This is a genomic window from Bradyrhizobium sp. C-145, assembly GCF_023375135.1.
In the GTDB taxonomy this organism is placed as follows: Bacteria; Pseudomonadota; Alphaproteobacteria; order Rhizobiales; family Xanthobacteraceae; genus Bradyrhizobium; species Bradyrhizobium zhanjiangense.
This window is the reverse complement of sequence record NZ_CP088150.1, coordinates 3,086,333-3,108,872: the sequence shown is the minus strand read 5'-3', so window position 1 is coordinate 3,108,872 and position 22,540 is coordinate 3,086,333. Positions and strand designations below refer to the sequence as shown.

The 22,540-nt window shown below is 65.1% G+C and carries 19 protein-coding genes; 4 read left to right on the top strand and 15 right to left on the bottom strand.

All coding sequences use genetic code 11. The features are described from left to right. Positions 1–199 precede the first annotated feature (199 nt). The 3 genes from LRP30_RS14345 (at position 200) to LRP30_RS14335 (ending at position 3,690) form a co-directional block, all read left to right on the top strand. Positions 200–1,075: a site-specific integrase gene (locus LRP30_RS14345; protein ID WP_249757956.1), complete on the top strand. Its 876-nt coding sequence runs from the start codon at positions 200–202 to the stop codon at positions 1,073–1,075. Positions 1,076–1,085: 10 nt separating this feature from the next. After that, positions 1,086–2,285 carry an IS91 family transposase gene (locus LRP30_RS14340; protein ID WP_249757957.1) on the top strand — a complete coding sequence of 400 codons (1,200 nt, stop codon included), beginning with the start codon at positions 1,086–1,088 and terminating at the stop codon, positions 2,283–2,285. A gap of 493 nt (positions 2,286–2,778) precedes the next feature. Beyond that, entirely contained in the window at positions 2,779–3,690 is a 912-nt protein-coding gene (locus LRP30_RS14335; protein ID WP_249760734.1) for an SDR family NAD(P)-dependent oxidoreductase, read from the top strand. 175 nt (positions 3,691–3,865) lie between these two features. On the opposite strand, the gene LRP30_RS14330 is transcribed toward LRP30_RS14335, so the two are convergent. From LRP30_RS14330 to LRP30_RS14300, 7 genes are all read right to left on the bottom strand, one after another. Next, positions 3,866–5,509 (bottom strand): amidase family protein, encoded by a 1,644-nt coding sequence (locus LRP30_RS14330; RefSeq protein ID WP_249760733.1) that lies wholly within the window; start codon positions 5,507–5,509, stop codon positions 3,866–3,868. A 263-nt stretch (positions 5,510–5,772) separates the two neighbouring features. Next, positions 5,773–7,269: an ABC transporter substrate-binding protein gene (locus tag LRP30_RS14325; RefSeq protein WP_249760732.1), complete on the bottom strand. Its 1,497-nt coding sequence runs from the start codon at positions 7,267–7,269 to the stop codon at positions 5,773–5,775. 54 nt (positions 7,270–7,323) lie between these two features. Then, positions 7,324–8,334 (bottom strand): oligopeptide/dipeptide ABC transporter ATP-binding protein, encoded by a 1,011-nt coding sequence (locus LRP30_RS14320; protein ID WP_249760731.1) that lies wholly within the window; start codon positions 8,332–8,334, stop codon positions 7,324–7,326. After that, positions 8,331–9,344 (bottom strand): ABC transporter ATP-binding protein, encoded by a 1,014-nt coding sequence (locus tag LRP30_RS14315; protein ID WP_249760730.1) that lies wholly within the window; start codon positions 9,342–9,344, stop codon positions 8,331–8,333. The genes LRP30_RS14320 and LRP30_RS14315 overlap by 4 nt, the downstream gene beginning before the upstream one ends. A 2-nt stretch (positions 9,345–9,346) precedes the next feature. Next, positions 9,347–10,234: an ABC transporter permease gene (locus LRP30_RS14310; protein ID WP_128934833.1), complete on the bottom strand. Its 888-nt coding sequence runs from the start codon at positions 10,232–10,234 to the stop codon at positions 9,347–9,349. After that, the gene (locus LRP30_RS14305; RefSeq protein WP_249760729.1) at positions 10,231–11,181 is read right to left on the bottom strand and encodes an ABC transporter permease; all 951 of its coding nucleotides are present in this window, start codon (positions 11,179–11,181) and stop codon (positions 10,231–10,233) included. The genes LRP30_RS14310 and LRP30_RS14305 overlap by 4 nt, the downstream gene beginning before the upstream one ends. Positions 11,182–11,265: 84 nt before the next feature. After that, positions 11,266–12,687: an amidase gene (locus tag LRP30_RS14300; RefSeq protein WP_249760728.1), complete on the bottom strand. Its 1,422-nt coding sequence runs from the start codon at positions 12,685–12,687 to the stop codon at positions 11,266–11,268. 125 nt (positions 12,688–12,812) lie between these two features. On the opposite strand from LRP30_RS14300, the gene LRP30_RS14295 reads away from it, so the two are divergent. Further along, positions 12,813–13,700, top strand: a complete 888-nt coding sequence (locus LRP30_RS14295) for a LysR substrate-binding domain-containing protein (protein WP_128939147.1) — start codon at positions 12,813–12,815, stop codon at positions 13,698–13,700. A 7-nt stretch (positions 13,701–13,707) separates the two neighbouring features. Here LRP30_RS14295 and LRP30_RS14290 read toward each other — a convergent pair whose 3' ends face one another. From LRP30_RS14290 to LRP30_RS14255, 8 genes are all read right to left on the bottom strand, one after another. After that, entirely contained in the window at positions 13,708–14,643 is a 936-nt protein-coding gene (locus LRP30_RS14290) for a carbohydrate kinase (RefSeq protein ID WP_128934837.1), read from the bottom strand. Positions 14,644–14,648: 5 nt separating this feature from the next. Beyond that, the gene (locus LRP30_RS14285; RefSeq protein WP_249760727.1) at positions 14,649–16,292 is read right to left on the bottom strand and encodes an FGGY-family carbohydrate kinase; all 1,644 of its coding nucleotides are present in this window, start codon (positions 16,290–16,292) and stop codon (positions 14,649–14,651) included. A gap of 37 nt (positions 16,293–16,329) precedes the next feature. Next, positions 16,330–17,103: an SDR family oxidoreductase gene (locus LRP30_RS14280; protein ID WP_249760726.1), complete on the bottom strand. Its 774-nt coding sequence runs from the start codon at positions 17,101–17,103 to the stop codon at positions 16,330–16,332. A gap of 31 nt (positions 17,104–17,134) precedes the next feature. Next, positions 17,135–18,142: an ABC transporter ATP-binding protein gene (locus LRP30_RS14275; RefSeq protein WP_128934840.1), complete on the bottom strand. Its 1,008-nt coding sequence runs from the start codon at positions 18,140–18,142 to the stop codon at positions 17,135–17,137. Between the two features lie 15 nt (positions 18,143–18,157). Then, positions 18,158–18,988 (bottom strand): carbohydrate ABC transporter permease, encoded by an 831-nt coding sequence (locus LRP30_RS14270; RefSeq protein WP_249760725.1) that lies wholly within the window; start codon positions 18,986–18,988, stop codon positions 18,158–18,160. Between the two features lies 1 nt (position 18,989). Beyond that, on the bottom strand, positions 18,990–19,862 hold the full coding sequence (locus tag LRP30_RS14265; protein WP_128939143.1) for a sugar ABC transporter permease: 873 nt from the start codon (positions 19,860–19,862) through the stop codon (positions 18,990–18,992). An 88-nt stretch (positions 19,863–19,950) separates the two neighbouring features. Beyond that, positions 19,951–21,264, bottom strand: coding sequence for a sugar ABC transporter substrate-binding protein (locus LRP30_RS14260; protein ID WP_091892386.1), 1,314 nt, complete (start codon positions 21,262–21,264; stop codon positions 19,951–19,953). A gap of 325 nt (positions 21,265–21,589) precedes the next feature. After that, positions 21,590–22,540 carry a sugar-binding domain-containing protein gene (locus LRP30_RS14255; RefSeq protein ID WP_091892384.1) on the bottom strand — a complete coding sequence of 317 codons (951 nt, stop codon included), beginning with the start codon at positions 22,538–22,540 and terminating at the stop codon, positions 21,590–21,592.

Here is a 22,540-nt window from a genome sequence, read left to right as displayed (position 1 = left end):
ATCACTGCATCTGGAAGGGCACGCCTTGCCGATGCTCTCAAGCGGGATTCCTCACCTAACGTCCGTTGCGGGTCAGAGGACTAAACCGCTCGCGCGGTAGGACCCCGGGGCTGGCGACACAGCCAAGACGATAGCGCGACGGGGCGTCCTGTCTTGAGATGAGGGGTTCGCAACCTTCATCCAAGACAGGAGCATCCCCATGACCGACGAGGCAATGAGCCCGTTGCGCCGGCGCATGATCGAGGACATGACGATCCGCAAGCTCGCGCCGAAGACCCAACATGACTACGTGCAAAGAATCAAGAACTTCGCCGCGTTTCTCGGGCGCTCGCCGGATACGGCGACCTTCGAGGACGTGCGCCGCTATCAGCTACATCTGACGGCAAGCGGCGTTGGCGTGCCGACCATCAACCAGACCGTCTCGACGCTGCGGTTCTTCTTTCGGGTCACGCTCAAGCGCCACGAGATCGTCGAACACACCCATGTCATTCACGAGCCGCGCAAGCTGCCGGTGGTGCTCAGCGTCGAGGAAGTGGCGCGGCTGCTCGATGCCGCGCCGGGGCTGAAGTACAAGGCGGCCTTGAGCGTGGCCTACGGCGCTGGCCTGCGCGCCACTGAAGTGGTCTCGCTCAAGGTCTCCGATATCGACAGCAAGCGCATGATCATCCGCGTCGAGCAGGGCAAGGGCGGCAAGGACCGTCACGTCATGCTATCGCCGAGCCTGCTGGACCTGCTGCGGGCCTGGTGGAAGGCGGCGCGTCCGCAGGGTTGGCTGTTCCCGGGACGCGATCCGGCGCAGCCGATGACCACGCGCCAGCTCAATCGCGCCTGTCACGCCGCTGCGCAAATGGCGGAGATCAACAAGCGCGTCTCGCTGCACACCTTGCGGCACAGCTTCGCTACCCACCTCCTGGAGCAGAACATCGATGTCCGCGTGATCCAGGTGCTGCTCGGTCATGCCAAGCTCGACACCACGGCGCTGTATACCCGCGTCGCGACCAAGACGATCAGCGAGGTCATGAGCCCGCTGGAGCACATCGCGCTCAAACTCAAGGAGATCCGGCCGCCCGGCTGACGCCAAAGCGGTGTCGCGCCCGGCTTTGGAGGTTGCGGATATCTTCCGCGACCATGGCCCGGCATGGCGCAAGGCCCATGCCGGCCATGTCAGCCTCCACCAGCTCAAGGTGATGTCGGCGATCGAGCGCTGCCGCACGGCAGCCCTCGGCGGCCATGTCGCGCGCTGTGAGGACTGCGCCTATACGACCATCGCCTACAACTCCTGCCGCAACCGGCACTGCCCGAAGTGCCAGGGCGCCGCCGCGAAGGAATGGCTTGCCGACCGCGCGGCCGAGCTGCTGCCGGTGCCGTACTATCATGTGGTGTTCACGCTGCCGGCGGCCATCGCCGACATCGCTTACCAGAACAAGACCGTCCTCTACGACCTCTTGTTCAAGGTCTCGGCCGAGACCATGCTGACGATCGCCGCCGATCCGAAGCATTTGGGGGCCAGGATCGGCATTACCTCCGTGCTGCACACCTGGGGCTCGGCGCTCACCCATCACCCGCATGTGCACATGATCGTGCCGGGCGGCGGCATCTCGCTGGACAATAAGCGCTGGATATCGTGCCGGCCGGGCTTCTTGCTGCCGGTGCGCGTACTCTCCCGCCTGTTCCGGCGCGTGTTCCTGGAGAAGCTCGTCGCTGCCCACCAAGCCGGCCGCCTCAGCTTCTTCGGCGATTACGCCCACCTCGCCGAGGCGCAATCCTTCGCAGCTTACCTCACCCCGCTGCGCAAGGCCGAGTGGGTCGTCTACGCCAAGCGGCCGTTCGGCGGTCCCGAGGCAGTGCTGGCCTATCTGTCGCGCTACACCCACCGTGTTGCCATCGCCAACAGCCGCCTGATTGCCTGCGACCAGCGTGGCGTCACCTTCAAGTGGAAGGACTATCGCATCGAGGGCCGTGATCGCTACAAGCAGATGACGCTCGGGACCTTCGAGTTCATCCGCCGCTTCCTCATCCACGTGCTGCCACGCGGCTTCCACCGCATCCGCCACTACGGCCTGTTCGCCAAAGGCGCTTGCGCCGATAACATCGCCCGCGCCCGTGAGCTGCTCGCCGTTGCAAAACCTCAAGATGAGCCCACCGCTGCCGCCATCGATCCCAGCAAGCCGAGCTGTCCGTGCTGCGGCGGTCGCATGATCGTCATCGAGGTCTTCGCGCGCGGTGCAACGTCACGGTACCAGCCAACAGGTCCTCAGAGCGTCATCAGGATCGACACCTCATGACCGCGTCAAAGTCCTACAAATCTGCTCGTTACACGCGCCGGCTCTCGACCGGCCACGGCAGAGTGCACTCAGATGTAAAGCTGTCGTCTAAAATCGCCCGACAATTTGCTGCGTTCGACGCAATCTGTCGCTCTTCCATCAGCCGCGGCATCGTCAGCCAGCTTGCTGCGTCGGCTCGATCCCAATCGCACGCTCCGCCCGCGGCGCTCAAATCCCCATAGCGCACGCCGCACCACCAACGTATCCCCTCCCGCGGTTTCCTCCCTTGGAGGCTTTCGGACGCCGACCCTCGGAGCCCGCGGCACCGTCAATCATTGGGCCGGCATCCGAAACCCTTCACATGAGCGGACATCAGCGAACTTCCCGAAAGCGGACGCATTGTCGATTGCGGGGGGACATGGGTCTGGCTTTGCCAAAGGGACATAGCGCCCCGGCAGTTGGTGTCACGGTTGCGCGCAGACGCATTCAATCTTGCCGGAAGGAGGGTAGCGAGATGACAGAACGAATTTCGTTGGAGGGAAAGGTCGCGGTTGTGACTGGCGCAGGTCGCGGGCTTGGGCGGGCATACGTCGAACTTCTCGCCGAGCGCGGCGCCCAGGTCGTTGTGAACGACCTGGGAACCGACGTATCGGGCTTCGGGAAGGATTCCACGATCGCGGAACAGGTGGCCGATTTCATTCGATCCCGTGGAGGCGAGGCAATCGCGAATGACAGCGATGTTTCAACCGCTGAAGGTGGCAGTGACCTGATCGCGACGACCATCGAGCATTTCGGGAGAATAGACCTCCTCGTGAACAACGCTGGTATCTGCGGAAGCCAGCTATTCGAGGCCGCCACCCTTGACGATTTCGATCACTATTGGCGGGTGCACCTCGGCGGGCCGGTTAACACGGTGAAGGCTGCCTGGCCGTATATGGTCGCACAGCGCTACGGGAAGGTCATCCTTACGACGTCAGTCAGCGGCCTGTTTGGAATACGTGGCCAAGCCACCTACGCTGCGGCCAAGTGCGCCGTAGTTGGATTGATGCGTATTCTTGCAATTGAAGGTGCTGAGCATGGGATTCTCGTGAACACCATTTCGCCAGCCGGGTACACGAGGATGCACCCGGCGGCGGTTGCGGATCCCGCTTGGCTGAAGCAGAGCGAAGCCACAATGCCGGTTGCGGCTGTTGCGCCAGCGATGGTCTGGCTTGCAAGCGATAGTTGTTCGGAGACGAACAGGATTTACAACGTGGAAGCTGGAGTAATCCAACGTATCGCTATCGTCATGGGACCTGGCTTCTACGATCCACATCTGACACCCGAGAGCATCGCCGAGAACTACGCAAAGGTCGAATCGATCGAGGGCTTTTTCGAGCCGGGTCCGTTCGAGCCCGGTCAGATACCCGCAACAGCGAAGTCTTGAGGAACGAGGTTACGCCATGGCGACGTTCGACTGTAGCAGACAGCGTTACTCTATGAACCTGTGCTTCCGCGGGCGGGACCGCGTGTCCGCATTGTCTGCAAAAGCAGACATCCGATTTTGTCAGTGCATGCCGTCCGGAGCACATGCGCGCTAACAAGCGCGCAAGGAATGAAGTCTAAAGCGCGCTCAACCCTGGCGGCGGCTTGCGCATATTGGAGGCCTGCTCGTAGGCGTAGGCCAGACGCAGCAGCTTGTGCTCGCTCCAGGCACGGCCTGCGAAGGTGACGCCGAGCGGATAGTCGGGCGTGTCCTTGCCGTCGGTCGCCCCCGAGATGAAGCCTCCGGGCACCATGACGCTGGGATAACCTGCCCTGGCGGCGATCGCGGCGCCTCCGCTGCCGGGGAACAGCACGGCATCGAGCTTGTGCTGGTTCATGTAAGCATCCATGCCGCGGGTCCTGGCGCTGAGCAGGTCCATGGCAAGTGCCGACTTGTACTCGCGTTCGCGTAAGTCGCCCCTGGTGAGGTCGGCGGCGAGGAACAGGTCCTGGCCGAAACGCAGCGCCTTGCCTGCATTCGCCTCGTTAAAGGCCACGATGTCGGTGATGGTCTTGATGGCGGTATTGGTCGCCCAATCCTTCAGGTAGAGGTTGAGATCGCGCTTCAGTTCGTAGAGGAAGACGATCCGCTGCGTGACTGGATTGCCCTTGTTACCGCTCAGCGGATTGCGGTTGAGCACGGCCATGATCGTACCTGGTCCGCTCATCCAGCCGGCCGTCGGCATGCTGGCGCGCACGATCACGGCGCCGAGATCCTCCAGCACCTTGATCGCCTCCGCCATCACCTCCGCCCCTTTGGGTGGCAGCTTGCCGTAGAAGGGATCGTTCAGCGGGTCGGCGGGGTCGCTCGGCACGCCGATGCGGGCGCCCTTCATCGCGTCGCGCGTGAGGTCGGCGGTGTAATCGGCTGGCCGCCGTTGCAGCTCTGTCGCCGCATCGCGCAGGTCCTTCGCCGCCAGCACGTTAAGGAGCAGCGCCGCATCGTGTACGTTGCGCGTCATCGGCCCTGCGGTGTCCAGGCTATGCGCGATCGGCACGATGCCGGCACGGCTGATCAGCCCGACCGTCGGCTTCACGGTGACGAGGCCATTCTGGCTGGCAGGAAACAGCAGCGAGCCCGAGGTCTCGGTGCCGATCGAGGCCGCACAAAGAGCGGCCGCCACCGCGACCGCCGAACCCGCGCTCGAGCCGCCCGGGGACACGACCGGGATGTCGTGATCGTCCACCAGCGCGGGCGCGTAGGGATTCTTCACCTGACCGCCCAGCGATGAATAGCCCGCAGGCATGTCGATCGCGAGCATGTTGGAAAACTCGGTCAGGTTCGCCTTGCCCAGGATCACCGCGCCGGCGTCCCGCAGCAGCTTGACGATTGTGGCATCGTCCCGGGCACGCGCGCCTTCCAGCGCCAGCGAACCCGCCGTCGTCGGCTGTTCGTCGCCGGTCGCAATGTTGTCCTTCACCAGGATCGGGATGCCAGCCAGCGGCCGCTTGGCCGATGGCTTGGTGCCGTCGAGCTTGCCCGCGATCGCGAGCGCATCGGGATTGAGCGCGCGCACGGCGTTGAGCGCGGGCCCGTTGCGGTCGTAGGCCTCGATGCGCGCGAGGTAAGCTTTGGTCAGCGCCGTCGCATTGACCTGCCCACTGGCCAAGGCCTGAGCGATATCGCTCAGCGGCGCATCGTCGAGCTTCAGAGGGATCGGCGCCTCGGCGCCAGGGGCCGCCGCGGCGGTGCCAGCATCGCGGCGGGATGGCTTCTCCATGGCGTGCCTCGCCTGACGGCGTTCCGAACCATGAAGCCGCAATGATTGGATAATGCCGGTGTTTTGCCCGACGGGTCAATGTCTCAGCGCATCGCGTCGACCTTTGAGCCGCGCAAGGCGTAAACCATTGAAATGACTACCCCCGGCTACTGTGCATGGGGTTGTTTTTCAGGTTTTTGTTTTGGACCTGCCAAACGATTGGCCTCTCCCCGATGGGGAGAGGCCAAAAATTGAAGCGACAGGCTCGACTTGATCGAGCGATCCTACTCCCAGGCCCAGGTCGAAAAATCGTTCTCGTATTGTGGCACGTCCTTCCAGACACCCTTCAGCTTCTTGTTGGTGATGGTGATCAGCTGGGGCTGGTAGAGGTAGGCGGAGACGGCGTCGGTGGCCAGCATGCGCTGGGCGTCGCCGAGCAGTTTTGCGCGGCCGGCCTCGTCGGGTGTCGCGACGATCTGCTTGTAGAGCGCGTTGAACTTCTCGTTGTTGTAGCCAAGATAGTAGTCCGGTTCGGTGATCTTGACGAGGTCGAACGGCTCGACATGGCTGACGATGGTGAGGTCGAAATTGTGCGGACCGTTACCGGCGAACACCTGCGACAGCCACTGCGCCCATTCGACGTTCTCGATCTTGGCGACGATGCCAACCTTGGCGAGCTGGGCTGCGACGATCTCGCCGCCCTGCCGCGCATAGGATGGCGGCGGCAGCTTGAGCGACAATTCAAGCGGCGTGGTGACGCCGGCCTCGCTGAGCAGCTTCTTGGCCTTCTCGGGGTCGTAGGGGTTGATTCCGGTGGTGTCGACATAGCCGAGCGCGCCCGGCACGTAGAAGCTGCCGATCGGCGTGCCGAAGCCATCGACGGCGCCGTCGATCATCGCCTTGCGGTCGATCGCAGCCAGGATGGCACGGCGAACGCGGACGTCGTCGAGCGGCTTCTTGCGGTGGTTGATCGCGACGATGGTCTTGGCCCTGGAGCCGCCGACCAGCACCGTGAAACGCGGGTCGGCCTTGAACTGGGCGATGGTGCGCTGGGCCGAGACGCGCGGAAAGGCGTCGACGTCGCCCGAGAGCAGCGCGGCGGTCTGCGCCGCCGGATCGGAGATGAAGCGGATCGTCACCTTCGACAGCTTGACCGCAGCGGCGTTGCGGTAGTCGGCCCATTTGGTCAGGGTGATCGAGGAGCCTTTGGCCCAGCCCCCTAACTGATAGGGCCCGGTGCCGATCGGCTGCGTGACATTGGTGGCTGCGCTCTTCGGCTCGACGATCGAGCCGCTCGCCTGCCCCAGCAGGAATGGCAGGTTCGGCTCCGAATTCTTCAAGGTGATCACGACCGTCTCGGCGTCGGGCGCGACAACGGACTCGAAGCTCTGGTACAGGCTCTTGTCCTTGTTGGTGCTGGTGGGCACCGCGTTGCGCTCGAACGAGAACTTCACCGCGGCGGAATTGAACGGCTCGCCATTGTGGAATTTGACGCCCTTGCGCAGCTTGAACGTATAGGTCTTCAGGTCGGGCGAAGCGGTCCAGCTCTCCGCCAGCAGGGGCGAGGTGGTGCCGTCCTCGTTGATCTTGGTCAGGGTCTCGTAGATGTTGTAGAGCGTGACCTCGGCGATCGCAGCGGCGGCGGCATTGGTGGGATCGAGCCCGGGGGGCTCCAGCGCCATCGCCATGACGACGCTGTCCTTCTTGCTCTGCGCCAGCACCGGCAGCGGCGCCGCGACGAGCGCGGCGGCAAAGGCGACGATCGATAGTTTCCTCAACATGCGTAACTCCCCGGCCATCTCTGTTTCCAGCCTACGCCAATCCTGCCCCGGACACTAACCTTCCATGGCCGCCCGCGGCAACGCCATCACGACTTCGGCCTTGTGGCAGGCGGCAAGGTGCCCCTCGCCTACCTTGCGTAGCTCAGGCGACACCTCGCGGCAATGCTGGTCGGCAAGCGGGCAGCGCGCCACATAGGGGCATCCGGCCGCGGCCGCCGCTTGCGAGGCGATCGCCTGGGCTCCGCGCCGCCGCCGGCCGCCACCGGCGCGCGCCCGCGGCACGGCATCGAGCAGCGCCCGCGTGTAGGGATGTGCGCAGCGCTCGAACAGATCCTCCGGCCGCCCCTGCTCGACGATCCGGCCGAGATACATCACCGCGACCTCGTCGCAGAGATAGTCGACGACGGCAAGGTCATGGCTGATCAGGATGTAGCTGAGGCCGAACTGCTCCTGGAGGTCCTGCATCAGGTTCAGCACCTGTGCCTGCACGGAGACGTCGAGCGCGGAGACCGGCTCGTCGGCCACGATGAGCTTCGGCTGGGTGATCAGCGCACGCGCAATCGCGATGCGCTGGCGCTGACCGCCTGAGAACTCATGTGGATACTTGTCCATGTCCGCATCGCGCAAGCCGACCTGGCGCAGCACCGCGGCGACGCGTTCGCGGAATTTGGTGCGATCGGCCTCCTCCAGCACGGTGAGCGGCTCGGCGACGATGCGGGCGATGGTCTGGCGTGGATCGAGCGAGCCGTAAGGGTCCTGGAACACCATCTGGAAATCGCGCCTGGCACGGCGCAGCTCGTCGGCAGAGATGCGGTTGAGATCGCGGCCGAGCAGCGCGACCTGGCCCGAGGTGGGCCGCTCCAATGCCATCACCAGCCGTGCGAAGGTCGACTTGCCCGATCCGGACTCGCCGACCACGCCAAGGCTCTTGCCGGCGGCGACCCGCACGTTCACGCCATTGAGCGCGCGCACCTGCCCCGGCGGCCGGAACAGGCTTTCACGCGGCAGCGTGTAACGCTGCACCAGATCCTTCACGTCGAGAAGCGGCTCGGCTGCGGCAATCATGCGGTCAGCGCTCCGACACGTTCAGCCATCGAGACATCCGTCCGGATGCAGCGCACGAAATGGCCGGGTCCGACGTCCACCATCGGCGGCAGCGCGGCGCGGCACCGATCGATCACCAGCGGACACCGATCGGAGAAAGTGCAGCCGGACGGCAGATCGGCGAGCTCCGGCACCGTGCCCGAGATCGTCTTCAGCCGCGTCCCCTTGCGCGCGCCGAGCTTCGGCCGGGCGCGGAACAGGCCCTGCGTATAGGGATGCCCCATGCGCCGGAACACCTCGTCGGTCGGCCCGCTCTCGACGACGGTGCCGCCATACATCACCATCATGCGCTGCACGTTCTCGGCGATGACGCCGAGATCGTGCGAGATCAGGATCATCGACATGCCGCGCTCCTCGACGAGATCGGCGATGAGGTCGAGGATCTGGCCCTGGATGGTGACATCGAGCGCGGTGGTCGGCTCGTCCGCGATCAATAGGTCCGGCTCGCAGGCGAGCGCCATCGCGATGGTGATGCGCTGGCGCTGGCCGCCGGAGAACTGGTGCGGATAGGCGTCGACGCGCCGCGCCGGATCCGGCAGCCCGACGCGGTCGAGCAAGGCGATGGTCTCGCGCCGCGCCTGCGACGCGGAGTATTTCTTGTGACGCCGCAGCGGCTCGGCGACCTGATGACCAATCGTGTGCATCGGATTGAGCGCGGTCATCGGCTCCTGGAAGATCATGCTGATACGGTTGCCGCGCAGGCGGCAATAATCGGCATCCGAGAGCCCGACGAGCTCGCCGCCGTCCAGCTTGATGCTGCCGCTGACGACCGCGCTGTCCGGCAGCAGCCCCATCAGGGAGAGTGCCGTGACCGACTTGCCGCAGCCGGACTCGCCGACGAGCCCGAGCGTCTCGCCGCGCTTGAGGGCAAAGCTGACGCCACGCACGGCCTGCGCCGGCCCGCGGCTGGTGTTGAGGCGCACGCCGAGATTGGCGACCTCGATCAGCGGCATGTTTGCGGGGTCAGCCATCGTCACCGCTCCCGCGCCAGTCTGGGATCGAGCAGGTCGCGCAGTCCGTCACCAAGCAGGTTGAGACCGAGCACCGCGATGGCGATCGCAGCGCCCGGATAGACCGCGAGCATCGGCGACTGGAACAGCAGCGTCTGCGCATCGTTCAGCATGCGGCCCCATGACGGCTGCGGCGGCTGCGTGCCGAGGCCGAGATAGGACAAAGCGGCTTCGGCGAGAATGGCGAGCGCGAACTGGATGGTGACCTGCACGATCAGGATCGAGAGGATGTTGGGCAGGACGTGCTCGATGGTGATGCGGAAGCGTCCCTTGCCCGCCGCGCGGGCGGCCAGCACGAATTCGCGCGCCCAGATCGCGTTGGCAGAACCGCGCGTCAGCCGCGTCAGCGTCGGGATCTGGAAGATGCCGATCGCGACGATCGAGGTCACCATGCCCGGGCCTACCACGGCGGCGAGCATGATCGCAGACAGCACGGCCGGAAAGGCGAAGCTGAAATCGGCGAAGCGCATGATGATCTCTTCGGTCCAGCCGCGCCTGGCCGAGGCGATCAGGCCGAGGCAGACGCCGAAGCTGAGACCGATGCTCACCGCGATGATGCCGACCATGATGGTCGAACGCGCGCCGGCAAGCAGCAGCGAGACGATATCGCGACCGAAGGAATCGGTGCCGAGCCAGTGCGATGCCGACGGCGGCCGGAGTTTCGAGGCGATGTCGATCTCATAGGGCGACCACGGCGTCCACACCAGTGACAGCAACGCCGAGGCCAGCACCAGCAGGCTCAGTGCACCGCCGAGCACAAAGCTGCGATGGCGCAGTGCGCGGCGCCAGAACGTCCGGGCCGGCAGCGGCCGCGTTGCAACCGGCGCGTCAATGGTCAGGGGCGTGCTCACAGGTCGTGCACCTTGATGCGGGGATCGATGAAGGCATAGAGCACATCGACCACGAAATTGACGATGACGACCATGGCAGCGAGCAGCATCACGCAGTTGCGCACCACGATCAGGTCGCGGTTGGCGATCGACTGGAAGATCAGGCGGCCGAGGCCCGGCAGGTAGAACACGTTCTCGATCACGATGGTGCCGGCGAGCAGATTGGCGAATTGCAGCCCCATCACGGTCATCACGGGGATCATGGCGTTGCGAAGCACATGACGCCACAGCACCTCGCGCTTGCCGAGCCCTTTCGCACGCGCCGTGCGGACGAAGTCCTCACGCAGCACCTCGAGCACGGCCGAGCGGGTGACCCGCGCGAGGATCGCGGCCTGTACCACCGCAAGCGAGATCGCCGGCAGCAGCAGCGACTTGATGCCCGGCCAGACGCCATCGTCCCAGCCGGCAAAGCCGCCCGCCGAGAGCCATTGCAGCCGCACCGAGAACAACAGCACCAGAAGGATCGCGAACCAGAAGTTCGGCAGCGCGATGCCCACTTGCGTCAGCGACATCACGCCGACGTCGCCGAGCGTGTTGTGGTTGGCGGCGGTGTAGATGCCGGCGGAGAGCGCCAGCGTCACCGTGACCGTCATGGCCATGATCGCGAGCGGAATGGTCAGCGCCAGCCGCTCCGTGATCAGGCTCGCGACCGGCGTGTCGTAGACATAGGAGTTGCCGAGATCGCCGACGAGGAGGCCTTTGATCCATTGCAGATAGCGAACCGCCAGCGGCTGGTCGAGCCCGAGCTTGACGGTGAGCGCGCGGACCGCGTCCGGCGAGGCATCGGCGCCCATCAGCATCTGCGCGGCGTTGCCGGGCAGCGCGTCGAGCACCAGGAAGATGATCAGCGAGGCGCCGACCAGCGTCGCCAGCAAGGTCAACAGACGTCGGAGGACAAAGACGCTCATGCGTGCTCGGCTTCAGGGCTCACCCGCGGCACGATCAACATGTCTGGACGCCGGAGGCAAGCTCTTTGCTGCATGTCCATCTCCTCAAGCCGGCCAGCGGGACAGAAGGTCGCTTGAGGCCTCGAACAGCGCGCTCACGCGCAGCAATTCGGCGTCGCCGCGGAAGCGGCCGACGAGCTGGAGCCCGATCGGCAGGCCGTCGCGGCCGAGGCCGCAGGGCAGGCTGACGGCGGGATGCCCGGTCATGTTGAACGGCATGGTCCAGGGGAACCAATGCGGGCGGACGCTGTCGAAATGCGCCCCGTCGATCTCGACGGTACCGAACAGGTCCTGGTCGATCGGCAGCGCGGTGCGCGTCAGTGTCGGCATCGCCAGCAGGTGCCCGCGCGCAAGCAACGATTGCACCCGGCGAAACAGCGCGGTGCGCGCGAACATCGCCTCCTGATAGTCGACGCCGCTGACCTCGGTGGCGAGCGCGAGCTGCTTGAGAAACGCCTCGCTCAACTCGTCCTTGTGCTCGGCCGCGAGCTTTGCAAAGCGCGTGCGCCAGACCGTGTGGTTGATGGCGCGCCAGATCGGCTCGATGTCGAAGCCATCGCCGGAGAACTCTTCGAGCTCGGCACCGAGCCCCGCCAGCCGATCGAGGCTCGCCTTGAAGCTGGCCGCGACGTCCGATGACACCGGGCGCCCGGGCGGGGAAGCACAGAACAGGATCTTCTGCCCGCGCAGATCGCCGCGCGGGGCGGCGGTGCCGATGAAATCCGGTACCGGGACGCCGATCGACCAGGGATCGCAAGAATCCTCACCGGCCATCGCCTGCATCATCAACGCGGTGTCGGCGACGGTGCGGGTGGTCGGCGTGACATAGGTCTGGTTGCCGAACACGTCCAGCGCCTGGCTGTGCGGGACGACGCCGTTGCTCTGCTTCAGCCCGACCACGCCATTGCAGGCGGCCGGAATCCGCGTCGAGCCGCCGCCGTCGGTCGCGATTGCAAGTGGCGCGATACCGCTCGCCACCGCCACCGCCGCGCCGCCGCTGGAGCCGCCGGAGGAACGCTCCGCGCTCCACGCATTGCGGGTGCGGCCGAACAACGGCGAATCCGTCAGGCACTTGCTGCCGAATTCCGGCGTCGTGGTCTTGCCGATCAGGATCGCGCCCTCGGCGCGCAGCCGCGCAACGGCGACGGCATCCTCGGTCGGCACGTTGTCCTTGTAGGGAACGGCGCCGAAGGTGGTCTTGATGCCTTTGGTATTGACGATGTCCTTGACGCTGACGGGGATGCCGTGCAGCAGGCCGAGGGGCTCGCCGGCCATCATCTTGCGCTCGGCTTCGCGCGCAGCTGCGATCGCCTCGTCACCGCACAGCGTGATGAAGCAGTTCAATTCGCCCTGAAGCGCCTCGGCGCGCGCAAGCACCGCGCGGACGATCTCGACCGGCGAAATCCGCTTTCCGGCGACGAGGCCGCGCAGCTCGGTTGCGGACAAGAGACAAGGATCGCCGTTCATCGTCAAATCGCGCTCCGAAGCGGGGCCGTCGTTGGCCCAAAGACATTGACAGCGAGAATGACAGTTTTGTTAACTCGCCGTCCAATACGATTTTTGTCGCCAACCCATACGTTTTCGGTATGCCAATGGATCTTCGCCGGCTCCGTTATTTCGTCGCCGTTGCCGAGGCGCGCAGCATCGGCAAGGCCGCTGAGCGGCTCCGGATGGCGCAGCCGCCGCTCTCGGTCCAAATCCGCAAGCTCGAGGCCGAGATTGGCGCACCGCTGTTCCGCCGCGGCACCCGCGGCATGGACCTGACCGAGGCGGGTCAGGCGCTGCTGGCGCGCGCCAGCGAAGCGCTCGCCCTTGCGGCCGACGGGGCTGAAGCCGCGCGCGCGGTTGCTTCGGGACGGCGCGGGCGGCTGTCGGTGGGCTACATGTTCGTGTTGGCAAATGCGATGCTGCCGCGGCTCATCCCCGAGCTGCGCCGCGCGGTTCCCGGCGTCGACCTCGGCTTCGCCGAGCTCAGCGCCTCGACGCGCGAGGCCCGCGTGCTCGACCGCAGCGTCACGGTCGCCTTGTGCATGCCGGCAATCAATCATCCTGAGATTCAGGTGGCACGGATCGGTGCGCAGCCCTTCATGCTGGCCATGCCGATCCGCTCGCCACTCGCCCGTTTGAGCTCCGTGCCAATGGCCCGCCTGCAGGGCCGTCCCCTGATCGCGCTCCCGCATCCGGACCATGGGCCCGCCTCCTCCGCCGTCGTCCCCTTGTTGCGTCGGCACCAAGTCGTGATGCCGATCGCCAGCCGAGTGGAGACGGTGCATTCGGCGATGAGCCTGGTTCTGGCCGGCGAAGGTCTCGCCATCCTCCCAGCCTGCGCGCAGCTCGGCGCGCCACGTGGCATCGTGTTCAGACCCTTACGTGACGTCACCGACTCCCTCGACATCGCAGTCTGTTGGCGGCGGGATTCCCAGAGTCCGCTGATCGGAACCTTCCTCAAATGCGCCGAGAAGGCCGTCGCGCGGATGTGAGGCCGCGCTACAAGCTCCAACTCACCTCAAAGCTCCAGGGCGGATCGGCGCCCGGACGGGTGCAAGTGAGGCCGGCGCAATTGGCGGCGAAGGACAGCGCGCGGCGAAGCTCGTCGGCACTGATGTCCTTTAGGGTTTGCCGGGCAATGCGACCCTGCTTGTGCAAGGCGAACAGCAGCGCAGCCTGAAAGCTGTCGCCGGCCCCGATCGTGTCGGCCACCTCGACCTTTGGCGCGGCGACCTCAATCTGCCCTGCGCGCGCGTGCCAAGCGACCGCGCCGTCGTTGCCGCGGGTGATGACGACGAGGCTCGTATCCTGCCCCAGCAGCGCGCTCGCGCGTTGTTGATATGGCTCGTCCCCGAAGAGATAGGCAAAGTCGACGTCCGACATCTTGATGAGATCGGCGCTGGCAGCGAAGCCGGCCATGCGCGCGAGATAGGCCGGCTTGTCCTTGACCAGATTGGGGCGACAGTTCGGATCGAAGGAGATGGTCGACGACGCCCGCGCGTCCGCGATCAGGGCCTTCGTCTCGGCCGCGCCCTGGTCGTTGACCAGCGTGGTCGAACCGACATGAATGGCTTCGACCTTATCGAACGGAATCGATCCGCGCCGATAGCTCCAGTTCCGCGTCGCGGTCCCGGCATCATAGAACGCATAATGCGACTCGCCCGCGACGATGCGGACGAAGGCGAGCGTGGTCTGGTGATCGCTGCGGGTGGCGAAACTGAGCTCCACATGCGAGGCCGCGGCATGATCTGCGATCATGCTGCCGAACAGATCGGTCGAGATGCCACCGACGAAGCCGGTGGGTACGCCCAGCCGCGCCATGCCGATCGCGACGTTGAGGCAGGAGCCACCAACCGCCGGCATCACCGCCTCGCGCCCTTCCCCGTTCCGCGTCGGCACGAAATCGATCAGCGCATCGCCACAGGCAATCAGCATGTCTTTTAGCCTCTCGCGATGTCGCGCATCGCCGCGCGGCTGCTGCGATCGACCTCGCGCAGCAGCTTGTAGACCTCGCGCTTGCGGGCGTGAAATGCCGCCATGTCGGGCGCGGTCGGCTCGCTCTTGCGTCCCAGCGCCGACATCTTTGCCATGGTCTCGCCGATCGAGGTATAGGCGCCGCCGGCCACCGCGCCGAGCATCGCGGCGCCCAGCAGCACCGGCTCTTTCGTCTGCGGCAGCGCAACCGTGAGGCCGGTCGTATCGGCCATGATCTGCCGCACCAGCGGGCTGCGGCTGGCACCGCCGCCCATGATCATGATGCTGGAGCGCACGCCGTGCGCGGCAAAGGCCTCGATCACCTCGGCAAGCCCGTAGGCGAGCCCGCACAAGCCGGCGACGAACAGCCGCTCCATCGAAGCGATATCGGTGTCGAGATCGAGGCCCACGATCACCGCGCGCGTGTCAGGATCGGCGTAAGGCGAGCGGTTGCCGATGAATTCAGGCAGCACATGGACGTCACGGGCGAGCAGCGCGGCGCGGCTGGCATCGCCTGCGCGCGCGATGATGCGGCGCTCGAGGAAGTCGATGAGGTCGAGGCCGTCGCTGCGCGCCGCCGCGCTGGCCTCACCGAACCCCGGATGCGATTTGAGGAGGTGATCGATCGCCGCGCCTGCGGCCGACTGGCCGCCCTCGTTGAGCCAGAAGTCCGGCACCATGCCGGAGTAATAAGGCCCCCACACGCCGGGCACGAAGCACGGTTCCTTCGTGGTCGCCATGATACAGGCCGAAGTCCCCATGATGTAGGCGAGGCGATCGCACGCGTCGGTCGCCCCGCCCGAGCCGTCGCGGCCGCCGATCGCGCCGATGCCGCCGGCATGCGCGTCGATCAGGGACGCGCCGACCGGTATGCCCGGCGACAGACCGAGATCAGCCGCAGCAACCGGGGTGAGACCTGCACCGAGCCGCGTGCCGGGGGCAACGATCTCGGTGCCGATGCGGGCATATGTCTCGGCCACGAAGTCCGACAGGCCAATGCGCTTAAAGAACGGCGCACTCCAGCCGCCGTCATGCGCGAGGTAGTTCCACTTACAGGTGACGGTGCAAGTCGAGCGCTGGAGCGAGCCGGTCGCGCGCCAGGTCAGGTAATCCGCCAGATCGAAGAAGTGACCAGCAGCGTCGAAACTCGCGCGAAGATGCCGCTTCAGCCACAGCAGCTTCGGCATCTCCATCTCGGGCGAGATCGAGCCGCCGACATAGCGCAGCACGGCATCCTCGGTCTCGTTGATCAGCCGCGCCTCGGCGGTGGCGCGATGGTCCATCCAGACGATGACGTTGCGCTGCTTGTCGCCGGAGCCGCTGACCGTAAGTGGCTCGCCTTGCCTATCGAGGACAACCAGCGAACAGGTAGCGTCGAAGCCGATACCGCCGACGCCGTCCGGCGTGATGCCAGCTTCTGTCATCGCCGCGCGTACCGATGTCGCGCAGGCGTCCCAGATGTCCTGGGACGACTGCTCGACGATATCGCCGGCCTCGTGCCAGATCCGGATCGGGTGCCGCGCCATCGCGAGCAGCGTGCCCGCCTCGTCAAACACTCCTGCCCGCGTGCTCGTGGTCCCTACATCGACGCCGATATACGCTCGCGGCATTGTCGCTCCCGGTCGCTTCGTCAGTCTTGACGCAAGCCTACCAGCAAGTGTAGCCGCCATCTACCAGCACGATGCTGCCGGTCATCAGGCTTGCGGCCTCGGACGAGAGGAACAGCACGACGGAGGCGATCTCTTCGACCTGCCCCATCCGGGCCATCGGGGTTCCGCCGATCCAGGCGTCGTACATTTTCGGGTTGCTCTTCACGAAGGCGTTCAGCGGCGTCTCGATATAGGTCGGCGCCACCGCATTGACGCGGATGCCGCGTGCGCCCCATTCGGCGGCCAGCGACTTGGTCAAGTGGTGCACACCGGCCTTGGAGGCGTTGTAGAAGCACTGCTCCTGCGGCTTGTTGACGATGAAGCCGGACATCGAGCCGACATTGACGATGGCACCGCTCTTGGCCTTCAGCATATGCTTGCCGAACTCGCGGCAGCACCAGAAAGTGCCGTTGAGGTTGACGTCGATGACGTTGAGCCAGTGCTCGTCGGTGACGGTCTCCGCCGGGGTCTCGCTGCGCGCGATGCCGGCATTGTTGACGAGGATATCGACCTTGCCGTGGCGGGCGACGAGGTCGTTTGCGACCTCCGCTACGCGCCTGGTATCGGTGACGTCCATGATCGCGGTCTCGATGTCGTAGCCCTTGGCCTTGAGGCTGGCCTTTGCGCTGTCGGCGACCTTGCTGTCGCGATCACCGATGACGACCTTTGCGCCGGCCTCAGCCAGCGCCTCGGCGCAGGCGAGCCCAATGCCCTGCCCGCCGCCGGTGATGAACGCGGTCTTGCCGTTCAGCTTGAATTTTTCCAGGTACATGGTGGTCTTTCCGTTTTCTTGCCGTTTCTTGTCAGCCTCGAAGCGCGTTGCCGCCCTGGTCGAAGCGATGGATGCGCGCGGGATCCGGCACCAGCGACACGCGGTCGCCGGCATGCAGGCTCAATTCGCCGATGTAGCGCGCCGTCAGCATGCCGAGCGGGCCGGCATCGACATAAAGGAAGGTGTCGCTGCCGAGATGCTCGGCCACCGCGATCGTGCCCTGCCAGCCGCCGGCACCGTCGCGCTCGATCTTGAGGTGCTCCGGCCGGACGCCGATCGTCGCGGCCCCCTTCTGCAAGGCCAGCTCGCCGGTGACGAAATTCATCTTGGGCGAGCCGATGAAGCCGGCGACGAACAGGTTGGCCGGCCGCTCGTAGAGCTCCAGTGGTGAGCCATATTGCTCGATCTTGCCGCCGTTGAGCACGACGATCTTGTCGGCCATGGTCATCGCCTCGACCTGGTCGTGGGTGACGTAGATCGCAGTGGTGCCGAGCTGCTTCTGCAGCCGCGTCACCTCGATGCGCATCTGCACGCGCAGCGCCGCGTCGAGATTGGACAAGGGCTCGTCGAACAGGAACGCCTTGGGCTCGCGCACGATGGCGCGGCCGATCGCGACGCGCTGGCGCTGGCCGCCGGAGAGTTCGCGCGGCTTGCGGTCGAGATAGGGCGTGAGGTTGAGCGTCGCGGCCGCCGCCTCCACCTTGCGGTTGATCTCGTCCTTGGCAAGGCCGGCCATCTTCAGGCCGAAACCGATATTGCCGCGCACGCTCATATGCGGATAGAGCGCGTAGGACTGGAACACCATCGAAAGCCCGCGCTTGGCCGGCGGGGTGTCGACCACGTTCTTGCCGTCGATCAGGATCTTGCCGCCGGAGACGTCCTCGAGCCCGGCGATCAGCCGCAGCAGCGTGGTCTTGCCGCAGCCGGAGGGACCGACGAACACCACGAAGGAGCCGTCGGCGATGTCCAAATCGGCGCCCTTGATGATGTGCACGGGGCCGAAGGATTTCTGCACGTCCTGAAGTGTGATCTGACCCATGATCCGGCAGCCCCTCTACTTCACCGCGCCAAAGGTGAGCCCGCGCACGAGCTGCTTCTGGCTGAACCAACCGAGGACGAGAATGGGCGCGATCGCCAGCGTCGAGGCCGCCGACAGCTTTGCCCAGAACAGCCCTTCCGGGCTCGAATAGGAAGCGATGAAGGTGGTGAGCGGCGCGGCGTTCGAGGTCGACAGGTTGAGCGTCCAGAACGCCTCGTTCCAGGCCAGGATCAAATTGAGCAGCAAGGTCGAGGCGAGCCCCGGGATCGCCATCGGCGTCAGCACGTAGACGAGCTCGCGGCCTATTGTGGCGCCGTCCATGCGCGCGGCCTCCAGGATATCGCGCGGGATCTCCTTGAAATAGGTGAACAGCATCCAGATCACGATCGGCAAATTGCCGAGGCACAGGATGAAGACGAGGCCGATGCGGGAATCGAGCAGGCCGAAGAACTTGTAGATCAGGTAGATGGGCACCAACACACCGACCGGCGGCATCATCTTGGTCGAAAGCATCCAGAGCAGGATGTCCTTGGTGCGCTTGGTCGGCGAGAACGCCATTGACCAGGCCGCGGGAATGGCGATCAGGAGCGCAATCAGCGTCGAGCCGCCGGCGATGATGATCGAGTTCATCGCGTGGTGGAAATAGTCGCTGCGCTCCTGCACCGTCGCGTAGTTTTCCGTGGTCCAGTGGAAGAATAGGAAGGATGGCGGTACCGCGAATGCCTCGAGCTCGGTCTTGAAGCTCGCCAGGACCATCCACAGGATCGGGAAGAAGATCAGAAATCCGAACAGCCAGGCCGCCGCCGTCGATACCGCCACCCGCCGCGTCGTAGCCATCCGTGCCATTTCAGGCCTCCAAATTGCGGCCGACGATGCGGACCAGGAAGAAGGCGACGACGTTGGCGATCACCACCGCGACGAGGCCGCCTGCAGAGGCGCTGCCAACGTCGAACTGGATCAGTGCCTGCGAATAGATCAGGAAGGCGATGTTGGTGGTCTGCAAGCCCGGCCCGCCGCCGGTGGTGACGAAGATCTCGGCGAACACGGTGAGCAGGAAGATGGTCTCGATCAGGATCACTACCGTGATGGGACGTGCGAGGTGCGGCAGGGTGATGTAGATGAAGGTCGAGACGGCGCTCGCGCCATCCATCTCGGCAGCTTCCTTCTGTTCCTCGTCGAGAGACTGCAGCGCGGTGAGCAGGATCAGCGTCGCGAACGGTAGCCATTGCCACGTCACGATCAGGATCACCGCAAACAGCGGCATATCGTTGAACCAGTCGATCGGTGTCAGGCCGAACAGCGAAGCGAGCCAGGCGAACAATCCCGACACCGGGTGCATCAACAGGTTCTTCCAGACCAGCGCGCTCACCGTCGGCATCACGAAGAACGGCGCGATCACCATCAGCCGGACGAAATTGCGGCCGATCACGGGCTGGTCCATCAGCAGCGCCAGGGGAATGCCGAGCAGGATGGTAAGCGCCAGCACGGAGCCGACCAGCACCAGGGTGTTCTGGAGCGAGGCAAGGAAGGCCGGATCAGTGAGGAAGTAGCGGAAGTTTTCCAGACCTACGAACGATTCCGAGCCGGGATCGAGCAGGCTGTAATGCAGCGTCGCGAAATAGATCGTCAGCGCGAGCGGGACGATCATCCAGATGAACAGCAGCCCGACGGCCGGCGTCAGGAGCGAGCGCGCAAGGAACTGCGTCTGCCGGGTTGCCATCCCTGGCTTCTCCTTTCGGGGAAGAAGGCGGCCATCCATCCGTACGGCGGATGGCCGCCAGTTTGAGCTCAGGAGGGAGAGCTCGGGTTCACTTGATGTAACCGGCGCGCTTCATCTCGCGCTCGGTTGAGGATTGCGCGGCGGTCAGCGCGGCATCGACCGTCATTGATCCCGCAAGCGCGGCCGAGAACTGCTGGCCCACCTGCGTGCCGATGCCCTGGAATTCGGGGATCGCGGCGTATTGTACGCCGACGTAAGGCACCGGCTTCACCGTCGGCTTGTTCGGATCAGCGGCATCGATCGAGGCCAGCGTCAGCTTGGCGAAGGGAGCGACCTTCAGATAGTCCTGGTTCTGGTAGAGCGAGGTCCGCGTGCCCGGCGGCACGTTGGCCCAACCCTCCTTCGACGCGACGAGCTTGGTGTAGTCCTTGCTCGTGGCCCAGGCGATGAACTTCTCGGCGGCTTCCGTCTTCTTGGAGCCGGCGGGGATCGCGAGATTCCAGGCCCACAGCCAGTTGGCGTTCTTGCCGAGCCCGGTGTTGGGTGCGAGCGCGAAGCCGACCTTGTCGGCGACCTTGGAATCCTTCGGGTTGGTGACGAAGGACGCCGCAACCGTGGCGTCGATCCACATCGCGCACTTGCCGGCGTTGAACAGCGCCAGATTCTCGTTGAAGCCGTTGGAGCTCGCGCCGGGAGGACCGGCTTCCTTCATGAGATTGACGTAGGTGGTCAGCGTCGCCTTCCATTCCGGCGTATTGAACTGCGGCTCCCACTTCTCGTCGAACCAGCGCGCGCCGTAGGAATTGGCCATGGCCGAGAGGAACGCCATGTTCTCGCCCCAGCCGGCCTTGCCGCGGAGGCAAATGCCGTAGACGCCGGCACTCTTGTCCGTGAGCTTCTTGGCGGCGTCGATAACGAAATCCCAGGTCGGTTTCTCCGGCATCTTCAGGCCGGCCTTCTCGAATAAATCGGTGCGGTACATCACCATCGAGCTCTCGCCATAGAACGGCGCGGCGTAGAGCTTGCCGTCGACGGAGACCGCATCCTTGATCTTCGGCAAGAGGTCGGCGACGTCGTAATCGGCGCCGAGATTGGCGAGCGGCACCAGCCAGCCCTTCTTGGCCCAGATCGGCACCTCATAGGTGCCAATGGTCAGCACGTCGAATTGGCCGCCCTTGGTGGCGATGTCGGTGGTTACGCGCTGGCGCAGCACATTCTCCTCCAGCGTCACCCATTTCACGGTGATATCGGGGTTCTTCTTGGTGAACTCACCCGTCAGCCCCTGCATGCGGATCATGTCGCCATTGTTGACGGTGGCGATGGTCAGGGTCGTTTCGGCCATCGCGGGGATGGCCAACAGCAGGCAAGACGCGCCGCAGACGGCGCCCAGGACGTGTTTCACGGTGACCTCCCTAAAGAGTCGCGTTTTGAGCATATGCCCACGCGTTGGGCGTATGTTCAGCTCAAGGAAGACGGTTGTCAAGCAGGCGCGCGAGCATTCAGGCAACTTATGAGTGCTGCGGTGCGGGAGGCTTTGTAATGTCGCGCACAGGGGTGGCGGCGTTCTCCACCTCTCCCGCTTGCGGGAGAGGTCGCACCGCATCGAAAGATGCGATGCGGGTGAGGTTTTCTCCTCTTGGAGAGTCTGGCCAGTCGAGAGACCCTCTCCCCAGCCCTCTCCCGCAAGCGGGAGAGGGAGTCGACTCCCGCTGCCGCGCGAGCTCGCCCTACCGCTCCAGGATCGCCCTTGCCGTCGCCTCGTCCGTGATCAGCCCATTGATCAACCGCCCGTTCAGTGCCGCCGCGATCGCTGGCACCTTGGCGGCGCCCACCGCCGCACCGATCGTCGTGGTGTTGGCCGGGACCTCCGGCGGGATGCTGGTGAGGCGCTTGTTGGTGCCGGATTTGAGCAGGCGGCCCTTGGAATCATAGGCCCAGCCGGTGATCTCGCCGATGGCACCTAACCGCATCATCTCGAATAATTCATCACGCGTGACAAAGCCGTCGACATGCACCTGCGCCTTCTGGTCCATCTGGCCGATGCCGACGAGGCGAAGGTCCGCCTTGGCCGCGACCGCCTTCACCTTGGCGATCGGCTCGATGCGGACCATCTTGTTGCGCTCGTCCTCCGACGACATCAGGAACGGCAAGGGCATCGGATAGTGCCGCGCGCCGGTGCGGTCGGCGAGCCGGCCGACGGTGTCGTAGAAGCTCGCCGAGCCGTCGGCGGAGATGTTGCCGACCAGCGAGACGATCTGGTGGTTGGGCCGATCGATCGGCGTGACGCGCTCGACCGCGGCGCGTACCGCGCGGCCCGTACCGAGCGCGACGATGACCGGCGTCTCCGAGCGCAGCGTGGAATCGAGCAGGTTGGCGCAACGTTCAGCGATGCCTGCGGTGGCCTGCGGTGCGGCAGGATCGGCCGGCACCACCTCGCAATGAACGAGATCAAAGCGCTGCTTCAGCCGCGCCGCCAACTCCATGCAGGCGGCGATGGGATGCTCGAGTCGAAACGTGATCAGCCGCTCGGCGAGGCACAGCGAAACCAGCCGCTGCGCCGACGCGCGCGAGACCTGGAGCATCTTTGCGATCTCGTCCTGGGTATGACCGGCAATGAAATAGAGCCAGCCCGCGCGCGCGGCGTCGTCCAGCCTTGATTTCTCGTTCTCGGCGGCCAT